Source organism: Haemophilus sp. THUN1690, assembly GCF_059704375.1.
The window spans coordinates 363,830-384,962 of the sequence record NZ_AP046582.1; the positions used below are offsets into that span (position 1 = coordinate 363,830).

A 21,133-nucleotide genomic window follows, 5' to 3' on the forward strand; every position below is an offset into this window, starting at 1 on the left:
TTACTTCCCTTTAGCTTGTTGTAATTGCGATGGAATAAGGACTGTTGTTACACGTGATTTTCCATTACCATTAGCTTTAAGTTGTTGTTTTTTCACATCGTAGGTAATTAGTTGTCCATTAATCTTACTATCAAGTTGCTTTAATTCAGCATTATCAGTTAATGTTAAAAATTCAGTACCAAGATCATAGTGAACTTTGTTTGCTTTTCCATCTACTGGCTTACCATTATCTAGCTTTTGATGAAATGTTACTGGAGTACCAAATGCTTCTACGGTTTCTTTTTTACCTGAATTTTCAGGTGGGCGTGTAATGACAACTTTATTTGCCTTGATTAAAATTGAACCCTGAGTAATTGAAACGTTATCAGTAAAAGTGACAACACTTTTTTCCATATCTAATGATTGATTATCGGAAACAATGTTAATTGGTTGATTCGTATCATCTTTCAACGCGAAAGCAGAGAAAGAGGTCATGATTAATGTGGCGAGTAAAATAATTTTATTGTTTGTTAATTTCATAATATGTTTTTACCTGTTCTTTTAATGTCGCAATTTGTTGGCGTAGATTGCCAACCATTTTTAAGCCAGTTGAGTTAAAATTTTGTCCGTTTATTTTCACCATTGTATCTGATGAAATATCTTGAGTTTTTAAGTTAACCTCTGCAACTTGTGTTTCAATTCGCTGTAAACGAGAAGTTGGTTCTAAACTTTCAGCAACGACATCACCCTCTAAATAAAGCATTTCATCTTTCGTCAATTTGGCTTTTTTTGCGCTAAGTTTCCAACTTTGTGATTCTAATAATTTTGCTGAATTATTTGATTTTTCAGCATTATTAGATGTAGAGACATCGAATAAGTACACCAAAGGCATTTCAAACTCAGTATGGCCATCAACTGTATAATGTTTCACTTTGTCTGCGGTCGAGAGATATTGTTTCTTACCTTCAGGAGAAAACACCGTAGTTTCCATTTTATTTCCAATATAATCTGGACTATCTGGTTTTTTTACTAAGTTTGACAAATCAGGTTTATCGCTATTTAAAGAATAAAACCATCCCAGTGAACCGAGAGCGATAAGACCCAAAATTACATTCCAACGAATATTCATATTTTTAAATTTGTTACTCGAAAAGTGCGGATAAAAATTTAATATTTTTTAATCTTCTAACATCAATGTTTTGAGCATTTGATAAATTTCTCGATAGGCTTTCGATGGTTTATTTTGCTCACGTTCTTTTTGTGCAGAACGAATAAGATTACGTAGTTGTTGACGATCTACATCAGGATAATCATTGAATAAATCGGTTAGGGCCTCATCACCTTTTTCTACTAATTCATCCCGCACTTTTTCGATTTTGTGCAGCATGGCCTGCTGTTGGTTATGTTTATTTTCGATTTTATCTAATGCTTCACGAATAGGCTCAACATCAATTCCTCGAAATAATTTGCCGATATACTGTAATTGACGGCGACGAGCTTCTTTTTGTAAACGCTGTGCAAGTTCAATGGCATCAAGTAAGGATTCATCAAGTGGGATTTTGGCAAGATTAGCTTTGGTTAAATTGACAATCTTTTCACCAAGTTGTTTTAAATCTTCAGCATCGCGTTTGATTTCGCTTTTACTTACCCAAATAATTTCTTCTTGGTCTTTATCTTCCCAATCGAAAGCTTCTTTTTTCTTACGTTTTGCCATAATTTCTCTCAACTAAAATTTGGCGCGTATTTTAGCACAAAGTTTCAAAATAATATAAAATGTGACAAATTTTTAACGGGAAAAAATAATGAAAATAGCCGAAAATCAAACCGCACTTTTGAAAGCTCAAGAACAAGAATTACGTCAAGCAGTTAGCTTTGCTGTTGAATTAGCAACAAAATCAGGCGCGACTGCAGAAGTCGCCGTCACTAAAGTGAGCGGATTGTCAGTATCCACACGCTTGCAAGAAATTGAAAATGTTGAATTTACTAATGATGGTGCATTGGGTATTTCCGTTTATATGGGACAACAAAAAGGCAATGCATCAACATCAGATTTAAGTGAAGGTGCAATTCGAAACGCAGTGGAAGCCGCACTTGCTATTGCAAAATACACTTCACCCGATGATTGCACAGGCCTTGCGGATAAGGATTTAATGGCTTTTGATGCGCCTGATTTAGCGCTTTATCATGCTGCTGATGTGGATGTTGATAAAGCAACAGAACTTGCACTTCAGGCTGAAAAGGCGGCTTTAGAAGCTGATGAACGCATTGTAAATAGTAATGGCGCAAGTTTTAATTCACATACAGGCGTGAAAGTGTATGGAAATAGTCATGGCATGTTGCAAAGTTATTTATCAAGCCGTTATTCCTTATCTTGTTCGGTTATTGGTGGCGTAGAAGATGCCTTAGAAAATGATTACGAATACACAATTTCCCGTGAATTTGACAAACTCCAATCGCCAATTTGGGTTGGCGAAAATTGTGCAAAGAAAGTCGTTTCTCGTTTAAATCCTCAAAAACTTAGTACACGAGAAGTGCCAGTTATTTTCTTAAATGATGTTGCAACTGGCCTTATTTCTCATTTTGCCGCAGCAATAAGTGGTGGCAGTTTATATAGAAAATCGAGTTTCTTGCTCGATCATTTGGGTAAACAGGTCTTACCTGATTGGTTCAATATCAGTGAGAGACCACATTTATTGCGCCGTTTGGCTTCAACGCCTTTTGATAGTGAAGGTGTTCGTACACAAGATCGTGAAATTGTCGAAGATGGAATATTACAAACTTATTTAGTGACAAGTTACAGTGGTAAAAAACTCGGTATGCCAAGCACTGGCCATGCTGGTGGAATTCACAACTGGCTTGTTAAGCCAAATTTAACTGGAGGATTGACCGCACTTTTACGTCAAATGGGAACAGGATTGTTAGTAACGGATGTCATGGGACAAGGTGTCAATATTGTTACAGGCGATTATTCGCGTGGCGCATCAGGTTTTTGGGTGGAAAATGGTGAAATTCAATATCCAGTCGCCGAAATTACTATTGCGGGACAATTGCAAGATATGTTGAAGAATATGGTTGCTGTAGCTGAAGATATAGAGCATCGTTCTAACATCCAAACTGGTTCTATTTTGTTAGATAAGATGAAAATTTCAGGAAATTAAAAAATATTTTTAAAATTGAGAATTATTCTTATTGACAATAACTAAATGTCTGTTACTATACGCACATCTGTTAAGCGATTGCAGGTTGCTCCAACAGGTAGAGTAGAAAGTAAATTCGTTAGGGTTCAAAAAGGCTGAAGGTTTAAACTTCAGCCTTTTTTTTGTAAAATAGCAAACGATTTTATCCCCTGTTATTTAATAAGGAAACACAATGAAAAAACACCACGTTGACATTTTAATTTCAGAGAACGATGTTCATGCTCGTATTGCTGAATTAGGTGCTCAAATTACAAAATTTTATCAAGAAAAACAGATCGATAGCCTTGTTGTTGTGGGGCTTTTACGTGGTTCCTTTATGTTTATGGCGGATATCGTTCGTCAGATAAATTTACCTGTGGAAATTGAATTTATGACAACTTCAAGTTATGGCACTGGCATGACCACTAATCACGACGTTCGTATTACCAAAGATTTGGACGGTGATATAAAAGGTAAACACGTTTTAATTGTGGAAGATATTATTGATACGGGCTATACCTTGGAAAAAGTGCGTGATATTTTGAATTTGCGTGAGCCTGCTAGCCTTGCAATTTGTACTTTACTTGATAAACCTTCTCGTCGGGAAGTGGAAGTGCCTGTTGAATGGATTGGTTTTGAAATTCCTGATGAATTTGTGGTTGGGTATGGTATCGATTACGCGCAACGCCATCGTAATTTAGGCTACATCGGTAAAGTTGTTTTAGAAGAATAATTTGATTTTATTGAAAAGTGCGGTTGAAATTTTAAATGAATTTTTAGCCGCACTTTTATAACTTAAATCGATGAATAATTTGATTTGCTGAACCTCGCCAAACTAAACTTGGATCTGCCTGTTCTTGAATAAATTTCCCATCAATTAACACATCAATATAAGGCAACATAGCACGTTGTTGTTTATCTAATTCATCTAGTTTATAACCCGTCCAAACCCAGATGTCTTTATCAGGGCATTCTCGTTTTACGCGTTGCACAAATGGCAATAATGTTTCTACGTTGCGCGGATGAAGTGGATCGCCACCTGAAAGCGTCAACCCTTGGCGTTTAATGCGTGTGTCTTTTAAATCATTGATGATTTGTTGTTCCATCTCTTCATCAAATAATACACCCGCTGAAAATGACCAACTTTTTTGGTTATAGCAACCTTTGCAAGCATGCGTACATCCACTGACGAAAAGTGTACATCTTGTACCTTCGCCATTGATCACATCGGTCGGGTAGTATTGGAGGTAGTTCATTTCATTAAAATCCTGAAAATGTGGCTTAAATTCTCGCCAAATTCACCGCACTTTTGAATTAGTCTTTGCAATACGGCGGTAATTTCTGCATAATAGCGCGCAATCGCATTGCGATATCAATGGAAACCTTCTCGGTCTCTCGCAACGGTGTCTGGTTTACTCGGTCAGGTCCGGAAGGAAGCAGCCAAAGTCGGAATTACTGTGTGCCGAGAAGAAGCTGGGAAGGTTTCCGCCCAACTTCCTTTCTTATACCCGCTCAATCAATCTTTTAAAGAACCCATTTTCTTTTGTGATTAAGCTATTGTAATCGCCTTCTTCGATTAATCTTCCGTTATCAATTACACAAATTTTATTGAATTGTTCAATTGAACTGAGACGGTGAGTGACCATAATTAGGGTTTTATTTTCGGCATGTTGTAGAATCAAACGTAAAATTTGACGTTCAGTTTCGCGATCTAAGCCTTCTGTTGGTTCATCCAATAATAAAATTGGCGCATTATTGAGTAAAATACGCGCTAAACCTAAACGGCGTTGTTCCCCACCGGAGAGTGGACGACCGCCATCACCAAGCCAAAGATTTAAACCTTTTCCTTCTTGCTCAAGTAATTTGCTTAAGCCAACTTGATGTAGCACTTCAATCATTTTCTCATCAGAAATTTCATCCGTACTTGCAAATTGTAAATTTTGACGAAGTGTATCGCTGAATACGTGAACACGTTGAGTTAAAAAACAAATTTTGCGGCGTAATGTCTCTTCTGAATATGCTGAAATGGGTTTTTCTGCTAATAAAAGTTCACCTTGATTCGCATCATAATTGCGCACTAAAAGTTGAAGGAGTGAAGATTTCCCACTTCCAGTTTTGCCTAAAATAGCAATTTTTTGGCGTTGTTCTAAATCTAATGTAAGATTTTTTAATACAAGCGTTTCTTGCCCTGGATAGGAAAAACTTAAATCCTTCGCAGAAATCAACCGCACTTTTGTTTCAAATTCCTCGTTGCCATTAAACTCAACAAGCGGTTTTTGCTCAATGATTTCGGTTACTCGATCTGCAGCAGCAATAACTTGACCTATATGCAAAAATGCTGCACCCAATGGCATGATGATCTCAAAGGCTGCAAGTGCAGCAAAAGTGAAAAGTGCAATATAAGCCGTGCGATATTCATCTGTGCCAAAATCGGCGTTACTTGCAAACCATAGCATTCCAGAAATTAATAAACCATTAAGAAAGAGAACAAGTGCGGTAGAAAATCCGCTTAATTTTGCTTCTTTGGCTTGATCTTCCTGCCATGTTTTTTCTGTAGCTGACATTTTCTCTTTTAATTTATCTTCCGCATTAAATAATAAAAGCTCGGCTTGTGCTTGGATAAATTCTAAAAACTGGGTTCGATAGGTCGCGCGTGCTTGGATTAAGCGTTCACCAAATTGCTGTCCTAGTCGATAGAAAACAGTTGGGATAATTATTAATAAAATTAACAAAAATAAGCCTAAACCAAGAGCGAGTGGAATATTGATAAAGCTAAGTCCAATCGTCATGGCAATGATTACAAATGCAGCAGTGAAAAATGGCGCAAGTAAACGTAAATAGAGACTATCAAGTGTATCCACATCGGACACTAAACGATTTAACAAATCGCTGTTGCGATAACGATTTAATACTGCTGGGCTTAAAGGAATGATTTTTTCAAATACTTGTACGCGTAATTTGGACAAAATACGGAATGTTGCATCATGCGTCACTATTTTTTCAAAATAGCGCATGACGGTTCGTCCGATAGCTAAACCTCGCACGCTGGCTGATGGGTAGAAAAAGTTAAATAGCGTGCCTAGTCCTGCAATGGCTGTAGCAGCTAAAAACCAGCCTGAAACGGTAAGCAAGCCCATGCTAGAGCCTAAGCCTAAAATCATCAGCACCAAGCCTAAAATAAGAGGAAATTTGGCGAATTTAAATAAACGTATAAACGGAAGTAATGTGCGCATTATTGGATATCCTGTTGTCGTTGAGCGAGTAGCTCAGCAAAGAAACCTTCATGTTGTAATTCGGCAAATTTACCTTGCTGTACTATTTCTCCTCGTTGCATCACAAAAATTTGATCACATTGTTTCAAATCTTCAATTCGGTGGGTAATCATCAGTGTAGTTTGATGCTGGCTTGCTTCATTCAATGCTTGTAAAACAAGATTTTCTGATTGCGCATCTAAGCTTGCGGTTGGCTCATCGAGCAGAAGCAAATCGCCTTTGCGTAACAGAGCACGAGCAATGGCAAGACGTTGCGCTTGACCCACAGAAACGCCTAATCCACCATCTTTTATTTCGTGATGAAGTCCAAGTTTATCGGTAAATTCTTTCGCTTGAGAACGCATTAATGCTTGATTAATTTCTTCATCGTTGGCTTGAATATCGCCAAGTAGTAAGTTTTCTTTAATTGTGCCTTGTAATAACAATGGATTTTGTCCTACCCAGGCAATATGTATGCGCCAGTCAGCTAGATTGCTTTCTCGAAGTTCTTGACCATTAATTTTGAGAGAGCCCTCATAAGGTAAAAAGCCCAAAATTACATTCATTAACGAGGTTTTCCCTGCGCCACTTTGTCCTACAAGTGCAACATTGTGATTTGCTGGGATTTGGAAATTTAACGGCTTGGTTAACGCTGAACCCTGTGTCGAAAGCACCACTAAATTTTCGGCAGAAATTTCAACCGCACTTTCTAAAGATATTGTTTTTTCATTTTGATGAACGGTTAAATAATCGGATTCTAAGAAATCAACAATGGCATCTGCTGCCCCAATACCCGCTGCTCGGTCGTGGTAATAAGCGCCAAGATCGCGTAAGGGTTGATAAAATTCAGGTGCAAGAATTAAACAAAAGAAACCTGTGAAAAGTGTAAGCGGTGCATTATAGGTGCCAAATTCAATTTGACCTAAGTAGCTAAAACCAAAATAGACCGCCATCAGTGCAATGGAAATAGAGGTAAAAAATTCCAATACGGCAGAAGAGAGAAAAGCGAGTTTTAGCACATCCATTGTGGTTTCACGGAAATCTTCAGTGGCATTTTCAATATGCGCTGTTTGTTCAGAAGTGCGGTTAAAAAGACGCAAGGTTTCTAAGCCGCGTAAGCGATCTAAAAATTGGGCACTGAGGCGAGAAAGGGTGTCCATATTTTTTTGGCTGTTGTCAGCCGCAGCAATACCGACAATGATCATAAACAGAGGAACAAGCGGTGCGGTAATCATTAAGATTAAGCCTGCAGCCCAGTTCAACGGAAATACAGCAATTAAAATAACGACTGGAACAATAGCGGAAAGGCTTTGTTGAGGCAGAAAACGGGCATAGAAATTATGTAAGTTTTCTACTTGTTCCAACATAATGCTTGCCCAACTTCCAGCTGGTTTTTGATTGATTGTCGCAGGGCCCACAAGATGTATTTTATCCAGAATTTTTTGACGAATATGATTGCGTAATAATTGTCCGCTTTGGAAACCAATTTTTTCTCGTGCCCATAAAATAATAGCACGCATCCCGAAGCCGATAATTAGCCCGAGAAAATAAGGAATAAGTTCATCACGAGGCACATTTTGCATAATCAGTTTATCAAGCAAAGTCGCAAGAAAATAAGTTTGCGCGACTAAAATGAGTGCAGAAAGCGTAGCTAGGACAATGTTTGCGCGCATTAATTTTTTGATAGGTTCCTGTTGTGCGCGAAGCCATTTTTGTAAATATTTTTGGCGAAGTTTGTTCATAGTTTTATCGTGATATAGAAAAAGTTCCCCTCTTTTAAAAAGAGGGGAATTAGTTAGAGAATTTATGCTTCTTGAGCATCTAAATAGCGTTCTGCATCCAATGCTGCCATACAACCTGTTCCGGCAGAGGTAATGGCTTGGCGATAATTGTGATCCATTACATCGCCAGCTGCGAACACGCCTTCCACAGAAGTGGCAGTTGCATTTCCTTCAAGACCAGATTTTACAACGATATAGCCATTATTCAATTCTAGTTGCCCTTGGAAAATTTCCGTATTTGGCGAGTGACCAATCGCTACGAATAAGCCATCTAATTTGAGTTCTTCTTTCTCCCCAGTTTTAGTGTTGGCTAAACGTAATCCGGTTACGCCCATGTTGTCACCCAACACTTCATCTAAAGTGCGGTCAGTATGCAGAACGATTTTTCCTTCTTCCACTTTTTTGTACAAACGGTCGATAAGGATTTTTTCCGCACGGAAGCTATCGCGACGGTGGATTAAATGCACTGTACTTGCGATATTGGCTAAGTAAAGCGCTTCTTCTACCGCAGTATTTCCACCACCAATCACACCAACTGGCTTATTACGATAAAAGAAACCATCACAGGTTGCACAAGCAGAAACGCCACGACCTTTGTAGTTTTCTTCTGAAGGTAAGCCAATATAGCGTGCAGAGGCGCCTGTTGCGATAATTAACGCATCACAAGTGAAATTTTGTACATCGCCAAAAAGTTTGAATGGGCGAGACGATAAATCTACGCGATTGATATGATCGAAGACGATTTCTGTTTCAAATTTTTCTGCATGTTGCAACATGCGTTGCATTAAACCTGAACCGGTAGTCATCTCAAAATCACCTGGCCAGTTTTCGATTTCATCTGTGGTGGTAAGTTGGCCACCTTGTTGCAAACCAGTCACTAATACAGGTTTTAAGTTTGCACGTGCCGCATAAATGGCTGCTGTATAACCAGCAGGGCCTGAGCCTAAAATTAAAAGTTTTGCGTGTTTGATATCTGACATAAAGAATCCTTGTTTTTCGTAAAAGGAGAATTAATTAAATTCAAGCTTATTCTAATGATTGCTATGCATGAAATTGTTCCATACAGCTTATCAATTATAAACCTTTCGATTAATAGAGCAGTGAATAAAGCAATCGGCGAAACTTATTTGTTAATGGATCAGCATTGCCCATTGCACTTAAAATGGATAAAAATTGTTGTTTCACTTCACCATTCTGTGCCCCTAAATCTGTTTTTAAAATACCGAAAAGTAGTGTCAGCGCTTCTTCATTTCGTCCAGCTTGATGAAGTTGTATAGCAAGTTTTATTGCAATTTCAGCTGTTGGGTTTTTAGCATAATCGGCTTGTAATTGCTGGATTTCAGGTGTATCGGCTGCTTGAATTTGTAGCTCAATTTGTGCCTGTAATCCGTGCCAACGGCTATCGCGATCTTGTAATGGAATTTGATTTAAAATTTCCTGTGCTGGCTCCGTTTTCTTCATTGCAATATAGGTTTCAGCGTAGAGTAGGGCAACATCACTATTTTTCTTATCGGAAAGCTCCCATGCGTCTTTCAACAATGGCAATGCAGCCTCATAGTTTTCTACTTGCAAGAAATCTAATGCTTGTTGGAATTTTAAATCTTCCTCTTTAGGTAAAATAATGCTTAATCGTTGGATTAACGACGCTTTATCAAGAGCACCTGGGAATGCATCTAATGCCTGTGCTTCTTTAAACAAATAGGTGGTTGGCAATGCTTGGATGCGGAATTGTGCGGCAATCATTTGCTCTTTTTCACAATTTACTTTCCCAAGAATAAATTGTCCTTGATATTGTTCTGCAACTTGCTCAAGTAGTGCCAAAAAATCCGCCGATTCTTTATGTGTTGGCGCGTAAAAATTGATGACAAGTGGTTTTTCTAAGGATTGTTGCAGTATTTCAGTAAGATTTTGTTCGTTGATGTCAACGATTAAAGGAAAATCAGCCATGTTTTATCCTTGTGAAAAAATAATGGCTGATTTTAGCAAAGTGCGGAAGATTTTAGAAACGTTTTACCATTTCTATTATTAAGCAAGTTTTTCTAGGATCAATTTTCCCATCATTTCAATATGTGCATGCTCTACATTAAGTGCGGGAATATATTGATAAGAGTGTCCGCCATTGTTTAGGAAATTTTCTCGATTTTCTTTGTCAATTTCTTCAATGGTTTCTAAACAATCTACGGAGAAACCTGGGCAAATAACGGCAATTTTTTGAATGTTCTGTGTTGCAGCTGATTCTAAAAATTTATCGGTGTAAGGCTGTAGCCATTCTTCACGCCCAAAGCGCGATTGAAACGTCATTCCCCATTGGTTTTCTGTTAAGCCCAGCTTATTAACAACTGCAATAGTCGTTTGTTTACAATGTTCACGATAATAATCGCCCATTTTTTCATAACGCAGAGGAATACCGTGATAAGAAAATAGTAAAAACTCATCGGGTTTTAACCGCACTTTTATGGAATCGGCTAAGGCGTTAATGTAATTTTCATCAACATGATAAGAATGGATGAAATCAAAAGGCACTAATCCTCGTTCTTCTTTAAGAGCATTAGAGAATGCATCAAATACTGCGCCCGTGGTTGAGCTAGAGTATTGTGGGTAAAGAGGCAAAACAATAATTCGCTCAACTTGATTTTTAAGCAAGTTTTTCACCGCACTTTGCATTGAGGGATTGCCGTACGTCATGGCAATTTCTACTTGAGTATCGATATTTTGCTTATCTAAATAGGCTTGTAATGCGTCTTTTTGTTGTTGTGAAATGGCAAGTAAAGGCGAGCCTTGTTCTGTCCAAATCGATTGATAATTTTTAGCGATACGTTTTGAACGCAATGGCAAAATAATGGCTTTTAGCAGTGGATACCATTTGCAACGCGGTAAATCTACCACGCGAGGATCCGTTAAAAATTGCCATAAATAACGGCTAATTGACTTCGGTGTCGGGCTATCTGGCGTACCTAGATTGGCAAGTAATACGCCGATTTTCACTGGTTTTGTCATAAATTAATTACGGAAAGGGTTAATCTGGAAACACAACAAAGTTTATTCTCTTCTGTGCGGATGTCAATTTGCCAAACGTGGATATTTCTGCCCAAATTAATTGGCGTGGCTTTTGCGGTTACTTTACCTGAACGAACTGGGCGAAGATGATTGGCGTTAATATCCAATCCAACCGCAGTTTTGCCTTCTTCTAAACAAAGCGAACCCGCAAGAGAACCAATTGTTTCAGCTAAAGCAACTGAAATCCCGCCGTGCAACACACCAAATGGCTGAATAGTGCGATGATCCACAGGCATTGTCGCTTCAATCCAGTCCTCGCCAAAAGCAGAAATTTCAATCCCAAGATGACTAACTGCACTGTTGGAGCAAAGTTGATTTAAGTTTTCGAGCGTGAAGTTTTTTTGCCAAATCATGATGTTCCTTTCATTACGCTAAAATTTCTAATAATGCCTGCACAGGGTGTTTTAGCACCACATGTTCATAACGTTTTACCTGACTGCGACAAGAATAACCAGTTGCTAAACAAAAGTGCGGATCTTTTCCATGCAGCTTTTTATGCCACGATACATCGTAAATTTCTCGGCTCATTTTTTGATTTTGCACTTCATGTCCAAATACACCAGCCATACCGCAACATCCTACTTTTTCTACATTAAGTTGTTGTCCAAATCTTCCAAAAATTTCTTGCCATTCTTTTGGACTGTTGGGCATAAAAGTAGATTCCGTACAATGCGGGAATAAATACCAATCGGAAGTGCGGTCAGTTTTGGCGATGTTTTTCAGTTTATCTTGTAACGCCGCATTTTGTAATCTTTGTTTTAACCATTCATGTGCGGTGAGAACGTGAAAGTCGCCCCGTTTTTCTTGTAGTGCTTCTTTGTATTCGTCTCGATAAGACAGCACGATGGCTGGATCAACGCCTACAAGTGGAATGCCTAATTTTGCCATTCGATTTAAAAACTCGGCTTGGTTTTGTGCGGTTTTGCTAAAGCGGTTTAAGAAACCTTTAATGTGCATTGCTTTGCCGTTTGGTTTAAATGGCAACAGAATTGGTGTAAAGCCTAATTTCTTCGTAAGCATAACAAAATCGCGTACCACTTTCGCATCATAGTAAGAGGTATAAGGGTCTTGCACAATAAATAAAATATCGTTTTTTTCTACCGCACTTAGGCCTTCCAATTCTTCCAAGGATTTGCCTTGATAATGAATTTCCACCAGCTGTTGTTGCAAATTGGGTTCAGAAAGCAAAGGCAAATCGGTCATGCCTAGCGTTTTTTCCACTAATGTTTTCGTGACTTTTAGCTTGGTAAAATAATTAAAGAATTTTGCCTGTTTTGCCATATAAGGCGCAGCGATTTCTAAATTTGCCACAATGTGATCTTTTGCCGGTCGTAAGTAGCGGCTGTGATAAAAATGAAAGAATTTCGCACGGAAACTTGGTACATCGATTTTAATCGGGCATTGGTTCGCACAGGCTTTACAAGCAAGGCAAGTGTCCATTGCAGCTTTCACTTCGTGAGAAAAATCATAATCGCCTCGCCATTTTTGAACCGTATTGCTTAGTCTTTTCACAAGTGCGGTTACTTTTATTTCTGTTTTACGTAAGTCTAATTGTTCGGGCGAAACATTTTTATTTGCCATCAATCGAAGCCATTCTCGAACCATGGCTGCGCGACCTTTAGGTGAAAATACGCGGTTTTTACTGACTTTCATCGATGGGCACATAATACTGTGTTCATCAAAATTGAAACATAATCCGTTCCCATTGCAGTTCATCGCACCCTTAAATTCATCTCGTATTTGGATAGGAATTTGACGATCGTTATCAGCTCGCATCGGCGAAAGAATAGAATAAAGTTCCTCTTTGGAATCCAAAGGCGTACAGATTTTACCAGGATTTAAGCGATTGTTCGGATCAAACAAGGTTTTGATATAACGAAGTTCGTGCCAGAGTTCTGGCGTAAAGAATTTTTCGCCGTAATGGGAACGCACGCCTTTTCCATGCTCTCCCCAGAGTAATCCACCATATTTAATCGTAAGTTCTGCCACTTCATCTGAAATTTGTTTAAATAATTTCACTTGTTCTTTATCGCATAAATCAAGCGCAGGGCGAACATGCAACACGCCCGCATCGACGTGCCCAAACATGCCATATTGTAAATTGTGCTTGTCTAATAAAGCGCGAAATTCACTGATGTAATCTGCAAGATTTTCTGGGGGGACACAAGTATCTTCTACAAAAGGAATCGGTTTGGCTGCACCTTTTGCATTGCCAAGTAAGCCCACTGCTTTTTTGCGCATTGCATAAATACGTTCAATAGAAGGTAAATCAGAACAAACTTGGTAGCCAATAATGTGATCTTGATTGTGTTCAATTTTTTCATCAAGTGAGCGACAAAGTGCGGTGACTTGGCGGTCTATTTTTTCTTTATTGTTACCAGCAAATTCCACAATATTTAAACCAAGAATTGGATCTTTTTCATCTTCTGTAAGAAGTTCATTCACCGAGTGCCAAATAATATCTTGTTTGGCGAGGTTTAATACTTTGGAATCAATGGTTTCCACAGAAAGCGCATTTGCTTTCACCATAAAGGGTGCATTGCGTAATGCCGCATCAAAAGAACGATATTTAATATTGATGAGCGTGCGATACTGAGGAATTGGCAGAAGATTGAGTTTGGCTTCACAAATAAATGCGAGAGAACCTTCAGAGCCAGTGAGAATTCTAGTGAGATTAAATTCACTTTCATCTTCATTGAATACATTTTTGAGATCGTATCCCGTTAAAAAACGGTTAAGTTGTGGCAAATCTTTAATGATTACCGCTCTTTTTTCTTTACAGTGTTGCGCAATGGTTTGATGGAGTCTTTTGCTACACTCATTTAATTCAAGCGCATCGATGTTTTCTAAAACATCAATAGAATTGACCGCACTTGTATCTAAAATCTCACCGTTCATTAATACTGCGCGTAATGCCAAAACATGATTAGAGGTTTTACCATATTGCAATGAACCTTGTCCTGATGCATCCGTATTAATCATTCCGCCTAAAGTCGCTCGATTGCTGGTGGATAACTCTGGGGCAAAGAACAAACCATGTGGTTTTAAAAATTGATTAAGTTGATCTTTTACTACGCCGGCTTGTACTCGAACCCAACGTTCTTTTACATTGAGCTCTAAAATAGCAGTCATATAGCGAGAGAGATCCACTATTACATTGTTATTGATAGATTGTCCATTTGTGCCCGTACCTCCACCGCGAGGTGTAAAGCTGAGCGATTGATATTCAGGTAAATTTGCCAATTTTGTTATACGCACTATATCAGCAACCGTTTTTGGAAAAAGAATCGCTTGAGGAAGCTGTTGGTAAACGCTGTTATCCGTAGCAAGACTTAATCTATCTGAATAGTTTGTCGCTATATCACCTTCAAAGTGCTGCTTTTTAAGTGCTTGGAGATAGTTAAGGACATCTTGTTCAATTTGTGGAGTGTGATTTAGACTTGGCAACATAGCATTTAACTCATTTGAAGGTAAAAACGGCAGGTTCTTGATAATATCTTAAGGTGCGAACAATGTCGAATTAGATTTTGAGCGTTTTTAAGAAGCGTTTTATGGAGTAAATTAGTCAAGAAAAGAGTATTTTTGGATAAAAAACAAACAAAAAGTTCAAAAGAATTTGATCTTTTCGATTTTTATAGGATAATAAGCGCACTTTTGAACGTTCCTTTGGCGTAAACAAAGGAATTGAATTTGTCAAAAGGTAAAAAGTAGGGCAAATTCAAAACCCTAGTTAAGCGACTGTTTAGAATGCAACTTTAATTAAAAGTTCAGTATAAACAAGGACACTTTTTTATTACTATTCGATGACTAAATAGAGGACATCAAAAATGAAAAAAACTGCAATCGCATTAGTAGTTGCTGGTTTAGCAGCAGCTTCAGTAGCTCAAGCAGCTCCACAAGAAAACACTTTCTATGCAGGTGTTAAAGCTGGTCAAGCATCTTTCCATAATGGTATCAGAGATCTAGCTCCAGGTTATCACCGTAATTCTTTCACTTATGGAGTATTCGGTGGTTATCAAATTTTAAATCAAGATAACTTAGGTTTAGCGGTTGAATTAGGTTATGACGATTTTGGTCGTGTTAGATACCGTTCAGATGCTCAACCTTTAGGTAAGCATACCGCTCATGGTGCTCATCTAACTTTAAAAGGTAGTTATGATGTGGGTAGCCTAGTAGGTTTAAATGGGTTAGATCTTTATGGACGTGCAGGTGTCGCTTTAGTTCGATCTGATATTAAAATTACTAAAGCAGCATATGCAGCAGATCCTCAAGAAAATGCAACTTTTGATGGAAAACGTAAACAACATAATTTACATGTTTCCCCTGTGTTTGCAGCTGGTTTAGAATATGCTATTTTGCCTGAATTAGCAGCTCGTTTAGAATATCAATGGGTGAATAAGGTGGGTCGTTTTAATGATGAAGACGGTCATCGTGTAAACTATTCTCCATGGATTGGTTCTATCAATGCTGGTGTTTCTTACCGTTTCGGTCAAGGCGCTGCTCCAGTTGTAGCAGCACCTGAAGTTGTAAGCAAAACTTTCAACTTAAACTCTGATGTAACTTTCGCGTTCGGTAAAGCAAACTTAAAACCACAAGCTCAAGCAGCTTTAGATGGTATCTACGGTGAAATCGCACAAGTTAACAACGCTAAAGTAGCTGTTGCTGGTTACACTGACCGTATCGGTTCTGACGCTGGTAACTTAAAACTTTCTCAACGTCGTGCTGACACTGTAGCTAACTACTTCGTAGCTAAAGGTGTTTCTGCAGATGCAATCTCTGCAACTGGTTATGGTAAAGCAAACCCAGTGACTGGCGCAACTTGTGACCAAGTTAAAGGTCGTAAAGCGCTTATCGCTTGTCTTGCTCCAGACCGTCGTGTAGAAATCGCAGTTAACGGTACTAAATAATTTTAGTATTCGTTTAACGAAAGATTAAATACAGCAAAGGGCTTAAACTTCGGTTTAGGCCTTTTGTTTTATATGAATCTAAAACCAAGCATTTCAATCAAGTTTTAACTTATGATAGAATGCGGTTCTCATTTATTTATAGGGAACATTATGGAAACCTTAGACAAAATCAAAAAGCAAATTAGTGAAAATCCAATTCTTATTTATATGAAAGGTTCACCAAAATTACCATCTTGTGGATTTTCTGCTCGTGCATCTGAAGCATTGATGAATTGTAAAGTACCTTTTGGTTATGTAGATATTTTGCAACATCCAGATATTCGTGCTGAATTACCAGCATATGCAAACTGGCCAACTTTTCCACAATTATGGGTGGAGGGAGAATTAATTGGTGGTTGTGATATCATTTTAGAGATGTATCAATCTGGTGAATTACAAACTTTATTAGCTGAAGTTGCAGCAAAACACGCTTAAGATATGAGAAAAATGAAACCCGCTTATAGCGGGTTTTTTTATACAAATAAATTTGTTTTTTATTGAATAAATAGTCTAGGCAAGCTTTAATACCTTAGAAAGTGCGGTAAAAAATCGATCATTTTCTTCAGGTAAACCAATACTTACGCGCAAATGATTCGGCATGCCATACCCAGCGATTGGGCGAACAATTACGCCTTCATGTAATAATGCATCATAAATTGGTGCGGCAGGTTGTTTGAAATCAATCGTTATAAAATTTCCTTTGGAAGGAATATATTCTAATTGATGATGTTGGCAGAATTCTTCATAACGTTTCATTTCTGATCGATTATTTTCAGCTACTTTTTCAACAAATTCATCATCATTCATTACGGCAACAGCAGCGGTTAACGCCAAAGAATTACAGTTAAATGGTTGTCGAACTCGATTTAATAAATCTGCGATTTCAGGATTAGATACAGCATAACCAATGCGTAAACCCGCCAAGCCATAGGCCTTAGAAAGAGAGCGTGAAATAATTAAATTTGAATATTTTTTTAATAAACTGAAAGAGTCTACTCGTTCTTCAGATCTGGTAAATTCAGTGTAGGCTTCATCTAATACCACGATTACATTTTGGGGAACTTCTGCTAAAAAATCTTCAATTTCTTGTGACGTTAAAAAATTACCCGTTGGATTATTGGGATTAGCAATGTAAATTAGCTTTGTTTTATCAGAAAGTGCAGTCAAAAATCCTTGTAAATCGTGTCCCCAATTTCTAGCTGGAATTTCTTTTGCAACTGCATTAATCGCTTTAGTTACTAAAGGATAAACAATAAAGGCATATTGTGAATAAATGATTTCATCGCCTTCGGTTGCAAAGGTGTGAGCAAAAAGTTCTAATAAATCATTTGAGCCATTTCCGAGCGTAATTTGATTTGGTTGAACACCAAATTTTTTTGCGATAGTTTGTTTTAGTTCAAAGCCATTCGCATCTGGATAACGAGTCAGTTTATCTAATTGTTCGAAAATTGCTTTTTTTGCACTTTCTGGAAAACCAAATGGGTTTTCATTTGAGGCAAGTTTAACGATATTGGAAATACCAATTTCTCGTTCTAATTCTTCAATCGGTTTACCAGCTTGGTAAGGTGATAAGGATTTTACGCCATGATTGGCAATGTTGATGTACTGCATAGTGTTATTTGAAAATATTGATGTGGATTAGGATGAATTTTCAAGTAAATTTGGGCGTAGTGAATACGCCCATTGAAAATGTTCTTTAACTATTTAGGAAGATTTTCAGCTTCAAATTTTTTCATAAATGAAATGAGTGCTTCAACACCTTCCTGTGGCATAGCATTATAAATAGATGCTCGCATTCCACCTAAAACCTTGTGACCTTTCAATGCTTGTAAGCCCGCAGCAGTAGACTCTGCGACAAATTTGGCATCTAATTCAGGATTGCCTGTGATGAAAGTGACATTCATTGTTGAGCGGTTTTCTTTTGCTACCACATTGCGGTAAAGTTTGCTCGAATCAATATAATCATAAAGGGTTTGTGCTTTTAGCGTATTACGTTTTGCGATCACCTCTAAGCCACCCATTTCTTTAAGATGTTTAAATACGAGGGAACATAAATACCAAGCAAATGTTGGTGGTGTATTGATCATTGAGTCTGCATCACGTTGAGTAGCATAATTCCAAATAGATGGGGTTTCTTTACGTGCATTACCGATTAAATCATCACGAATAATGACTAATGTAATGCCCGCAGGACCAAGATTTTTTTGCGCACCAGCATAAATTACACCAAATTTACTGATATCGATTTGGCGTGAAAGAATATTTGAAGACATATCAGCGACCAATATGGCATCGCCCACATTTGGTACATCAAAAATCTCTACACCACTGATAGTTTCATTCGGGCAATAATGAACGTAGTCATATTGATCAGCGATATGGCTAAAATCAAGATTAGTAATTCGAGTCTGTTCGCCATTTTCTACGATACTGATTTCATCAATTTCTGCAAAATTTCTTGCTTCTTTTGCTGCTGTAGCTGACCAATGCCCACTATTTAAATAAAGGGCTTTGCCTTTTTTACCGATTAAGTTCATCGGAATTGCTGAAAATTGACCGCGAGCACCGCCTTGTAGGAAAAGTACGCGATAGTTATCAGGAATATTGTAAACCTCACGTAGATCTTTTTCTGCTTGAGCAATAAGTTCCATGAAATATTTACCGCGATGGCTTACTTCCATCACGGACACACCTTGATTGAGCCAGTTTGTCAGTTCACCTTGTGCTTTTTGTAGTACTTCTGGAAAAATCATCGCTGGGCCAGCGCTAAAATTAAAGACTTGTGACATTGTGTTTCCTTATTTTTGTAGATAGTTGAATCTGTTTTATCATTACAAAAGCAGAGAATCAAACGCTTTTTGGGTAAATAAAAAATTTTTTTGAGCTGACTCACAAAATTTACTTTCAGCTTTTGACGAATTACCAAAAAGAGGCTACATTACCGCCATCAATTTTCTTACTAAAAGAGAGTCATTATGGAAACTGTAAACAAGCAATCTTTCCAAGAGGTGTTGGAATACGTGCGTATGTATCGTTCGAAAAACAAAATTAAGCGCGATATTGAAGACAATAATCGTAAAATCCGTGACAATCAAAAACGCGTATTATTGTTAGATAACTTAAATCAATACATTCGTGATGATATGACCATCGAAGAGGTGCGTGGAATTATTGAAAGTATGCGTGATGACTATGAAGGTCGTGTTGATGATTATACGATTCGCAATGCAGAGCTTTCTACGCAACGTCGTGAGATCAGTGCGAAAATGAAAAGTCAGAAAAAAGCTCATGCGGAATTATTGAAAAATTCTGAAAAATAATTGTAATGAAATAGCCGGCTGAATCAGTCGGCTTATTTTTTATAAGCTATTCATTGCGTTAATGATTTTAATTTCATCAAAATTGACAATATCTTCTTGAAATATAGTGGTTTCTTGAATTTTCCCTTCTTGTAATAATTTTTCTCGTTGTGTGCCTAAAAGCAATGGCGTGTCTGGCGTGTACCATTTTTTTCCTTGGCGGAAAATTAAATTACCAATGGAACAATCTGTCACTTTTCCATTTTTGATAATAATAATTTCATCACAAGCACCACGTTGAGCAAATAATGTATTAATTAAACTGCGATCAGCGTATTTCAAGCCATATTCTATGTCATCACAAATTACAGGTTGAAAAGTGCGGTAAATTTTTTGATGGTATTCAAAATATTGAATTTGTGTGGTTTCGGCATTGTAATTAATGCGGCAGCGAACTAATCGATTTTGTAAGTAAGCAGGCAGTTGAATGAGTGAAAAAAGATTAAAAATTTTCACCGCACTTTTGCCATAATATTCACGCAAACTACGTTCATACCGTGTTTGGTGTAAATCGATATTTTGAATTGTCCCGTTTTCAATACAAAGGGTTTCAAATAGAGAATACATTAATCAGCACCTTCAATCGGTAAATAGACTTTTTCTAACAATTCTTCATATTCATCTTGCACATTGCTATGAATGGTAATCCCGCCTCCACTATGAAAATAAAATTTTTCATCTACTTGGGAAATAAATCGAATGGCCACCGCACTTTGTAGTGTTTTACCATCAAATATGCCAAAAATTCCTGTGTAATAACCGCGTTTTTGTTTTTCTGCTTGTTGAATAATTTGTGTGGTTTTTTCTTTTGGAGCGCCACTAATTGAACCAGCAGGCAAGAGTTTCGATAAAATATCTCCAATTTGATTTTGCCAGTTTTCATTCAATTTTCCGCAAATTTCAGAACTGGTTTGGAGTATTTCACCTTTTTGTGTTTTGATGCGATCGATATAACGAAATTTTTTCACCTGAATGTTTTCTGCCACCATGGATAAATCATTACGCATTAAATCAACAATTGTGTAATGCTCGCGTTGTTCTTTTTCATTTGTGAGTAACTGATTTTCTGCATCGGGCAGAGAGGCATTAATTGTCCCTTTCATGGGATAAGTAAAAATGCTGTTGTCATGAATATTGACAAAACATTCTGGTGAGAAGCAAACAAATTGATCTTGTAACCACAATTTATAAGGTGCATTTGTTTGATGAAAAATTTGTTCAAGTGAAATATTTCCTGAAATTTCAGTCGGATAGGTGAGATTCAATAAATAAGAATTGCCTTTTTGCAATTCACTTTGAACAAGTTCAAAACCTTGTTGATAATGCGAGAAGGGTATTGGATGTTTGGTAAAATTAAGAGGGAGAGGTTGTGGAGAAATTGTGCAATTTCTTTTCCCTAAAATATCAAAATAAATGCCTTGTTGTGCAGAATTTTCGAGAGGACAAATCAATGGTTTTTCTTTTTCAAAATCAATGAGAAAGAAAAATGGCGTGCGTTGTTTGCCATAATGATTAGCCTGTTCAATAAAATGTTGCATTGTGCTTTGTGTCATTTTGCGTAAAATTGCTCGATTATAACGAATG

The 21,133-nt window shown here is 37.6% G+C and carries 20 protein-coding genes and 1 other RNA gene; 6 read left to right on the top strand and 15 right to left on the bottom strand.

Annotated elements, in window-relative coordinates:
- Genes lptA through yjgA form a run of 3 tightly spaced genes read right to left on the bottom strand, consistent with a single transcriptional unit; the run spans nt 1 to nt 1,693 of the window.
- Nucleotides 1-519, bottom strand: coding sequence for a lipopolysaccharide transport periplasmic protein LptA (gene lptA, locus AC6H22_RS01760; RefSeq protein ID WP_046953536.1), 519 nt, complete (start codon nt 517-519; stop codon nt 1-3).
- Complete coding sequence (gene lptC / locus AC6H22_RS01765; protein ID WP_046953535.1) at nt 500-1,108, bottom strand: LPS export ABC transporter periplasmic protein LptC; 609 nt, start codon at nt 1,106-1,108, stop codon at nt 500-502. Before lptC ends, lptA begins: the two co-directional genes overlap by 20 nt.
- Before the next feature lie 48 nt (nt 1,109-1,156).
- Nucleotides 1,157-1,693: a ribosome biogenesis factor YjgA gene (gene yjgA / locus AC6H22_RS01770; RefSeq protein WP_046953534.1), complete on the bottom strand. Its 537-nt coding sequence runs from the start codon at nt 1,691-1,693 to the stop codon at nt 1,157-1,159.
- Between the two features lie 88 nt (nt 1,694-1,781).
- On the opposite strand from yjgA, the gene pmbA reads away from it, so the two are divergent.
- A complete protein-coding gene (gene pmbA, locus AC6H22_RS01775; protein WP_046953533.1) occupies nt 1,782-3,137 on the top strand; it encodes a metalloprotease PmbA in 1,356 nt (451 codons plus the stop codon).
- A gap of 211 nt (nt 3,138-3,348) precedes the next feature.
- Nucleotides 3,349-3,888, top strand: coding sequence for a hypoxanthine phosphoribosyltransferase (gene hpt, locus AC6H22_RS01780; RefSeq protein WP_046953532.1), 540 nt, complete (start codon nt 3,349-3,351; stop codon nt 3,886-3,888).
- A gap of 55 nt (nt 3,889-3,943) precedes the next feature.
- On the opposite strand, the gene nrdG is transcribed toward hpt, so the two are convergent.
- On the bottom strand, nt 3,944-4,411 hold the full coding sequence (nrdG, locus tag AC6H22_RS01785; protein ID WP_046953531.1) for an anaerobic ribonucleoside-triphosphate reductase-activating protein: 468 nt from the start codon (nt 4,409-4,411) through the stop codon (nt 3,944-3,946).
- A gap of 128 nt (nt 4,412-4,539) precedes the next feature.
- Between nrdG and ffs the strand changes: the two genes are divergently transcribed.
- An RNA gene (ffs, locus tag AC6H22_RS01790) (signal recognition particle sRNA small type) lies at nt 4,540-4,638 on the top strand.
- 19 nt (nt 4,639-4,657) lie between these two features.
- On the opposite strand, the gene cydC is transcribed toward ffs, so the two are convergent.
- The 7 genes from cydC to ydiJ form a co-directional block, all read right to left on the bottom strand.
- The gene (gene cydC / locus AC6H22_RS01795; protein WP_046953530.1) at nt 4,658-6,388 is read right to left on the bottom strand and encodes a heme ABC transporter ATP-binding protein/permease CydC; all 1,731 of its coding nucleotides are present in this window, start codon (nt 6,386-6,388) and stop codon (nt 4,658-4,660) included.
- Nucleotides 6,388-8,148 (bottom strand): heme ABC transporter permease/ATP-binding protein CydD, encoded by a 1,761-nt coding sequence (gene cydD / locus AC6H22_RS01800; RefSeq protein WP_046953529.1) that lies wholly within the window; start codon nt 8,146-8,148, stop codon nt 6,388-6,390. The genes cydC and cydD overlap by 1 nt, the downstream gene beginning before the upstream one ends.
- 62 nt (nt 8,149-8,210) lie before the next feature.
- Complete coding sequence (gene trxB / locus AC6H22_RS01805) at nt 8,211-9,167, bottom strand: thioredoxin-disulfide reductase (protein ID WP_005646388.1); 957 nt, start codon at nt 9,165-9,167, stop codon at nt 8,211-8,213.
- 109 nt (nt 9,168-9,276) lie between these two features.
- Nucleotides 9,277-10,134, bottom strand: coding sequence for a co-chaperone YbbN (locus AC6H22_RS01810; RefSeq protein ID WP_046953528.1), 858 nt, complete (start codon nt 10,132-10,134; stop codon nt 9,277-9,279).
- Nucleotides 10,135-10,212: 78 nt separating this feature from the next.
- A complete protein-coding gene (gene hemH / locus AC6H22_RS01815; protein ID WP_497513489.1) occupies nt 10,213-11,184 on the bottom strand; it encodes a ferrochelatase in 972 nt (323 codons plus the stop codon).
- On the bottom strand, nt 11,181-11,597 hold the full coding sequence (locus AC6H22_RS01820; protein ID WP_497515232.1) for a hotdog fold thioesterase: 417 nt from the start codon (nt 11,595-11,597) through the stop codon (nt 11,181-11,183). Before AC6H22_RS01820 ends, hemH begins: the two co-directional genes overlap by 4 nt.
- 13 nt (nt 11,598-11,610) lie before the next feature.
- Complete coding sequence (ydiJ, locus tag AC6H22_RS01825; protein ID WP_497515233.1) at nt 11,611-14,694, bottom strand: D-2-hydroxyglutarate dehydrogenase YdiJ; 3,084 nt, start codon at nt 14,692-14,694, stop codon at nt 11,611-11,613.
- Between the two features lie 377 nt (nt 14,695-15,071).
- On the opposite strand from ydiJ, the gene ompA reads away from it, so the two are divergent.
- On the top strand, nt 15,072-16,151 hold the full coding sequence (gene ompA / locus AC6H22_RS01830) for a porin OmpA (protein WP_497515236.1): 1,080 nt from the start codon (nt 15,072-15,074) through the stop codon (nt 16,149-16,151).
- Nucleotides 16,152-16,301: 150 nt separating this feature from the next.
- A complete protein-coding gene (gene grxD, locus AC6H22_RS01835; protein WP_005627223.1) occupies nt 16,302-16,625 on the top strand; it encodes a Grx4 family monothiol glutaredoxin in 324 nt (107 codons plus the stop codon).
- A 75-nt stretch (nt 16,626-16,700) separates the two neighbouring features.
- Here the strand turns inward: grxD and hisC are convergent, their stop codons facing one another.
- Both hisC and serC read right to left on the bottom strand, forming a co-directional pair.
- Nucleotides 16,701-17,801 carry a histidinol-phosphate transaminase gene (gene hisC, locus AC6H22_RS01840; RefSeq protein WP_497515238.1) on the bottom strand — a complete coding sequence of 367 codons (1,101 nt, stop codon included), beginning with the start codon at nt 17,799-17,801 and terminating at the stop codon, nt 16,701-16,703.
- Nucleotides 17,802-17,890: 89 nt separating this feature from the next.
- Entirely contained in the window at nt 17,891-18,979 is a 1,089-nt protein-coding gene (gene serC, locus AC6H22_RS01845) for a 3-phosphoserine/phosphohydroxythreonine transaminase (protein WP_497515240.1), read from the bottom strand.
- A 186-nt stretch (nt 18,980-19,165) separates the two neighbouring features.
- Between serC and AC6H22_RS01850 the strand changes: the two genes are divergently transcribed.
- Entirely contained in the window at nt 19,166-19,510 is a 345-nt protein-coding gene (locus AC6H22_RS01850; RefSeq protein WP_497515242.1) for a DUF496 family protein, read from the top strand.
- 39 nt (nt 19,511-19,549) lie between these two features.
- Here AC6H22_RS01850 and AC6H22_RS01855 read toward each other — a convergent pair whose 3' ends face one another.
- Both AC6H22_RS01855 and AC6H22_RS01860 read right to left on the bottom strand, forming a co-directional pair.
- Entirely contained in the window at nt 19,550-20,116 is a 567-nt protein-coding gene (locus tag AC6H22_RS01855) for an aminotransferase class IV family protein (protein WP_497515244.1), read from the bottom strand.
- On the bottom strand, nt 20,116-21,102 hold the full coding sequence (locus tag AC6H22_RS01860; RefSeq protein WP_046953521.1) for an aminodeoxychorismate synthase component I: 987 nt from the start codon (nt 21,100-21,102) through the stop codon (nt 20,116-20,118). The genes AC6H22_RS01855 and AC6H22_RS01860 overlap by 1 nt, the downstream gene beginning before the upstream one ends.
- Between the last annotated feature and the right edge of the window lie 31 nt (nt 21,103-21,133).

Bases quoted from the DNA above. Each gene is read 5' to 3' on its own strand.
- lptA (WP_046953536.1), bottom strand. From the start codon at position 519: ATGAAATTAACAAACAATAAAATTATTTTACTCGCCACATTAATCATG.
- cydC (WP_046953530.1), bottom strand. From the start codon at position 6,388: ATGCGCACATTACTTCCGTTTATACGTTTATTTAAATTCGCCAAATTT.
- serC (WP_497515240.1), bottom strand. From the start codon at position 18,979: ATGTCACAAGTCTTTAATTTTAGCGCTGGCCCAGCGATGATTTTTCCA.
- yjgA (WP_046953534.1), bottom strand. From the start codon at position 1,693: ATGGCAAAACGTAAGAAAAAAGAAGCTTTCGATTGGGAAGATAAAGAC.
- grxD (WP_005627223.1), top strand. From the start codon at position 16,302: ATGGAAACCTTAGACAAAATCAAAAAGCAAATTAGTGAAAATCCAATT.
- hemH (WP_497513489.1), bottom strand. From the start codon at position 11,184: ATGACAAAACCAGTGAAAATCGGCGTATTACTTGCCAATCTAGGTACG.
- AC6H22_RS01850 (WP_497515242.1), top strand. From the start codon at position 19,166: ATGGAAACTGTAAACAAGCAATCTTTCCAAGAGGTGTTGGAATACGTG.
- hisC (WP_497515238.1), bottom strand. From the start codon at position 17,801: ATGCAGTACATCAACATTGCCAATCATGGCGTAAAATCCTTATCACCT.
- hpt (WP_046953532.1), top strand. From the start codon at position 3,349: ATGAAAAAACACCACGTTGACATTTTAATTTCAGAGAACGATGTTCAT.
- ydiJ (WP_497515233.1), bottom strand. From the start codon at position 14,694: ATGTTGCCAAGTCTAAATCACACTCCACAAATTGAACAAGATGTCCTT.
- lptC (WP_046953535.1), bottom strand. From the start codon at position 1,108: ATGAATATTCGTTGGAATGTAATTTTGGGTCTTATCGCTCTCGGTTCA.
- AC6H22_RS01855 (WP_497515244.1), bottom strand. From the start codon at position 20,116: ATGTATTCTCTATTTGAAACCCTTTGTATTGAAAACGGGACAATTCAA.
- AC6H22_RS01810 (WP_046953528.1), bottom strand. From the start codon at position 10,134: ATGGCTGATTTTCCTTTAATCGTTGACATCAACGAACAAAATCTTACT.
- ompA (WP_497515236.1), top strand. From the start codon at position 15,072: ATGAAAAAAACTGCAATCGCATTAGTAGTTGCTGGTTTAGCAGCAGCT.
- AC6H22_RS01820 (WP_497515232.1), bottom strand. From the start codon at position 11,597: ATGATTTGGCAAAAAAACTTCACGCTCGAAAACTTAAATCAACTTTGC.
- trxB (WP_005646388.1), bottom strand. From the start codon at position 9,167: ATGTCAGATATCAAACACGCAAAACTTTTAATTTTAGGCTCAGGCCCT.
- AC6H22_RS01860 (WP_046953521.1), bottom strand. From the start codon at position 21,102: ATGACACAAAGCACAATGCAACATTTTATTGAACAGGCTAATCATTAT.
- cydD (WP_046953529.1), bottom strand. From the start codon at position 8,148: ATGAACAAACTTCGCCAAAAATATTTACAAAAATGGCTTCGCGCACAA.
- nrdG (WP_046953531.1), bottom strand. From the start codon at position 4,411: ATGAACTACCTCCAATACTACCCGACCGATGTGATCAATGGCGAAGGT.
- pmbA (WP_046953533.1), top strand. From the start codon at position 1,782: ATGAAAATAGCCGAAAATCAAACCGCACTTTTGAAAGCTCAAGAACAA.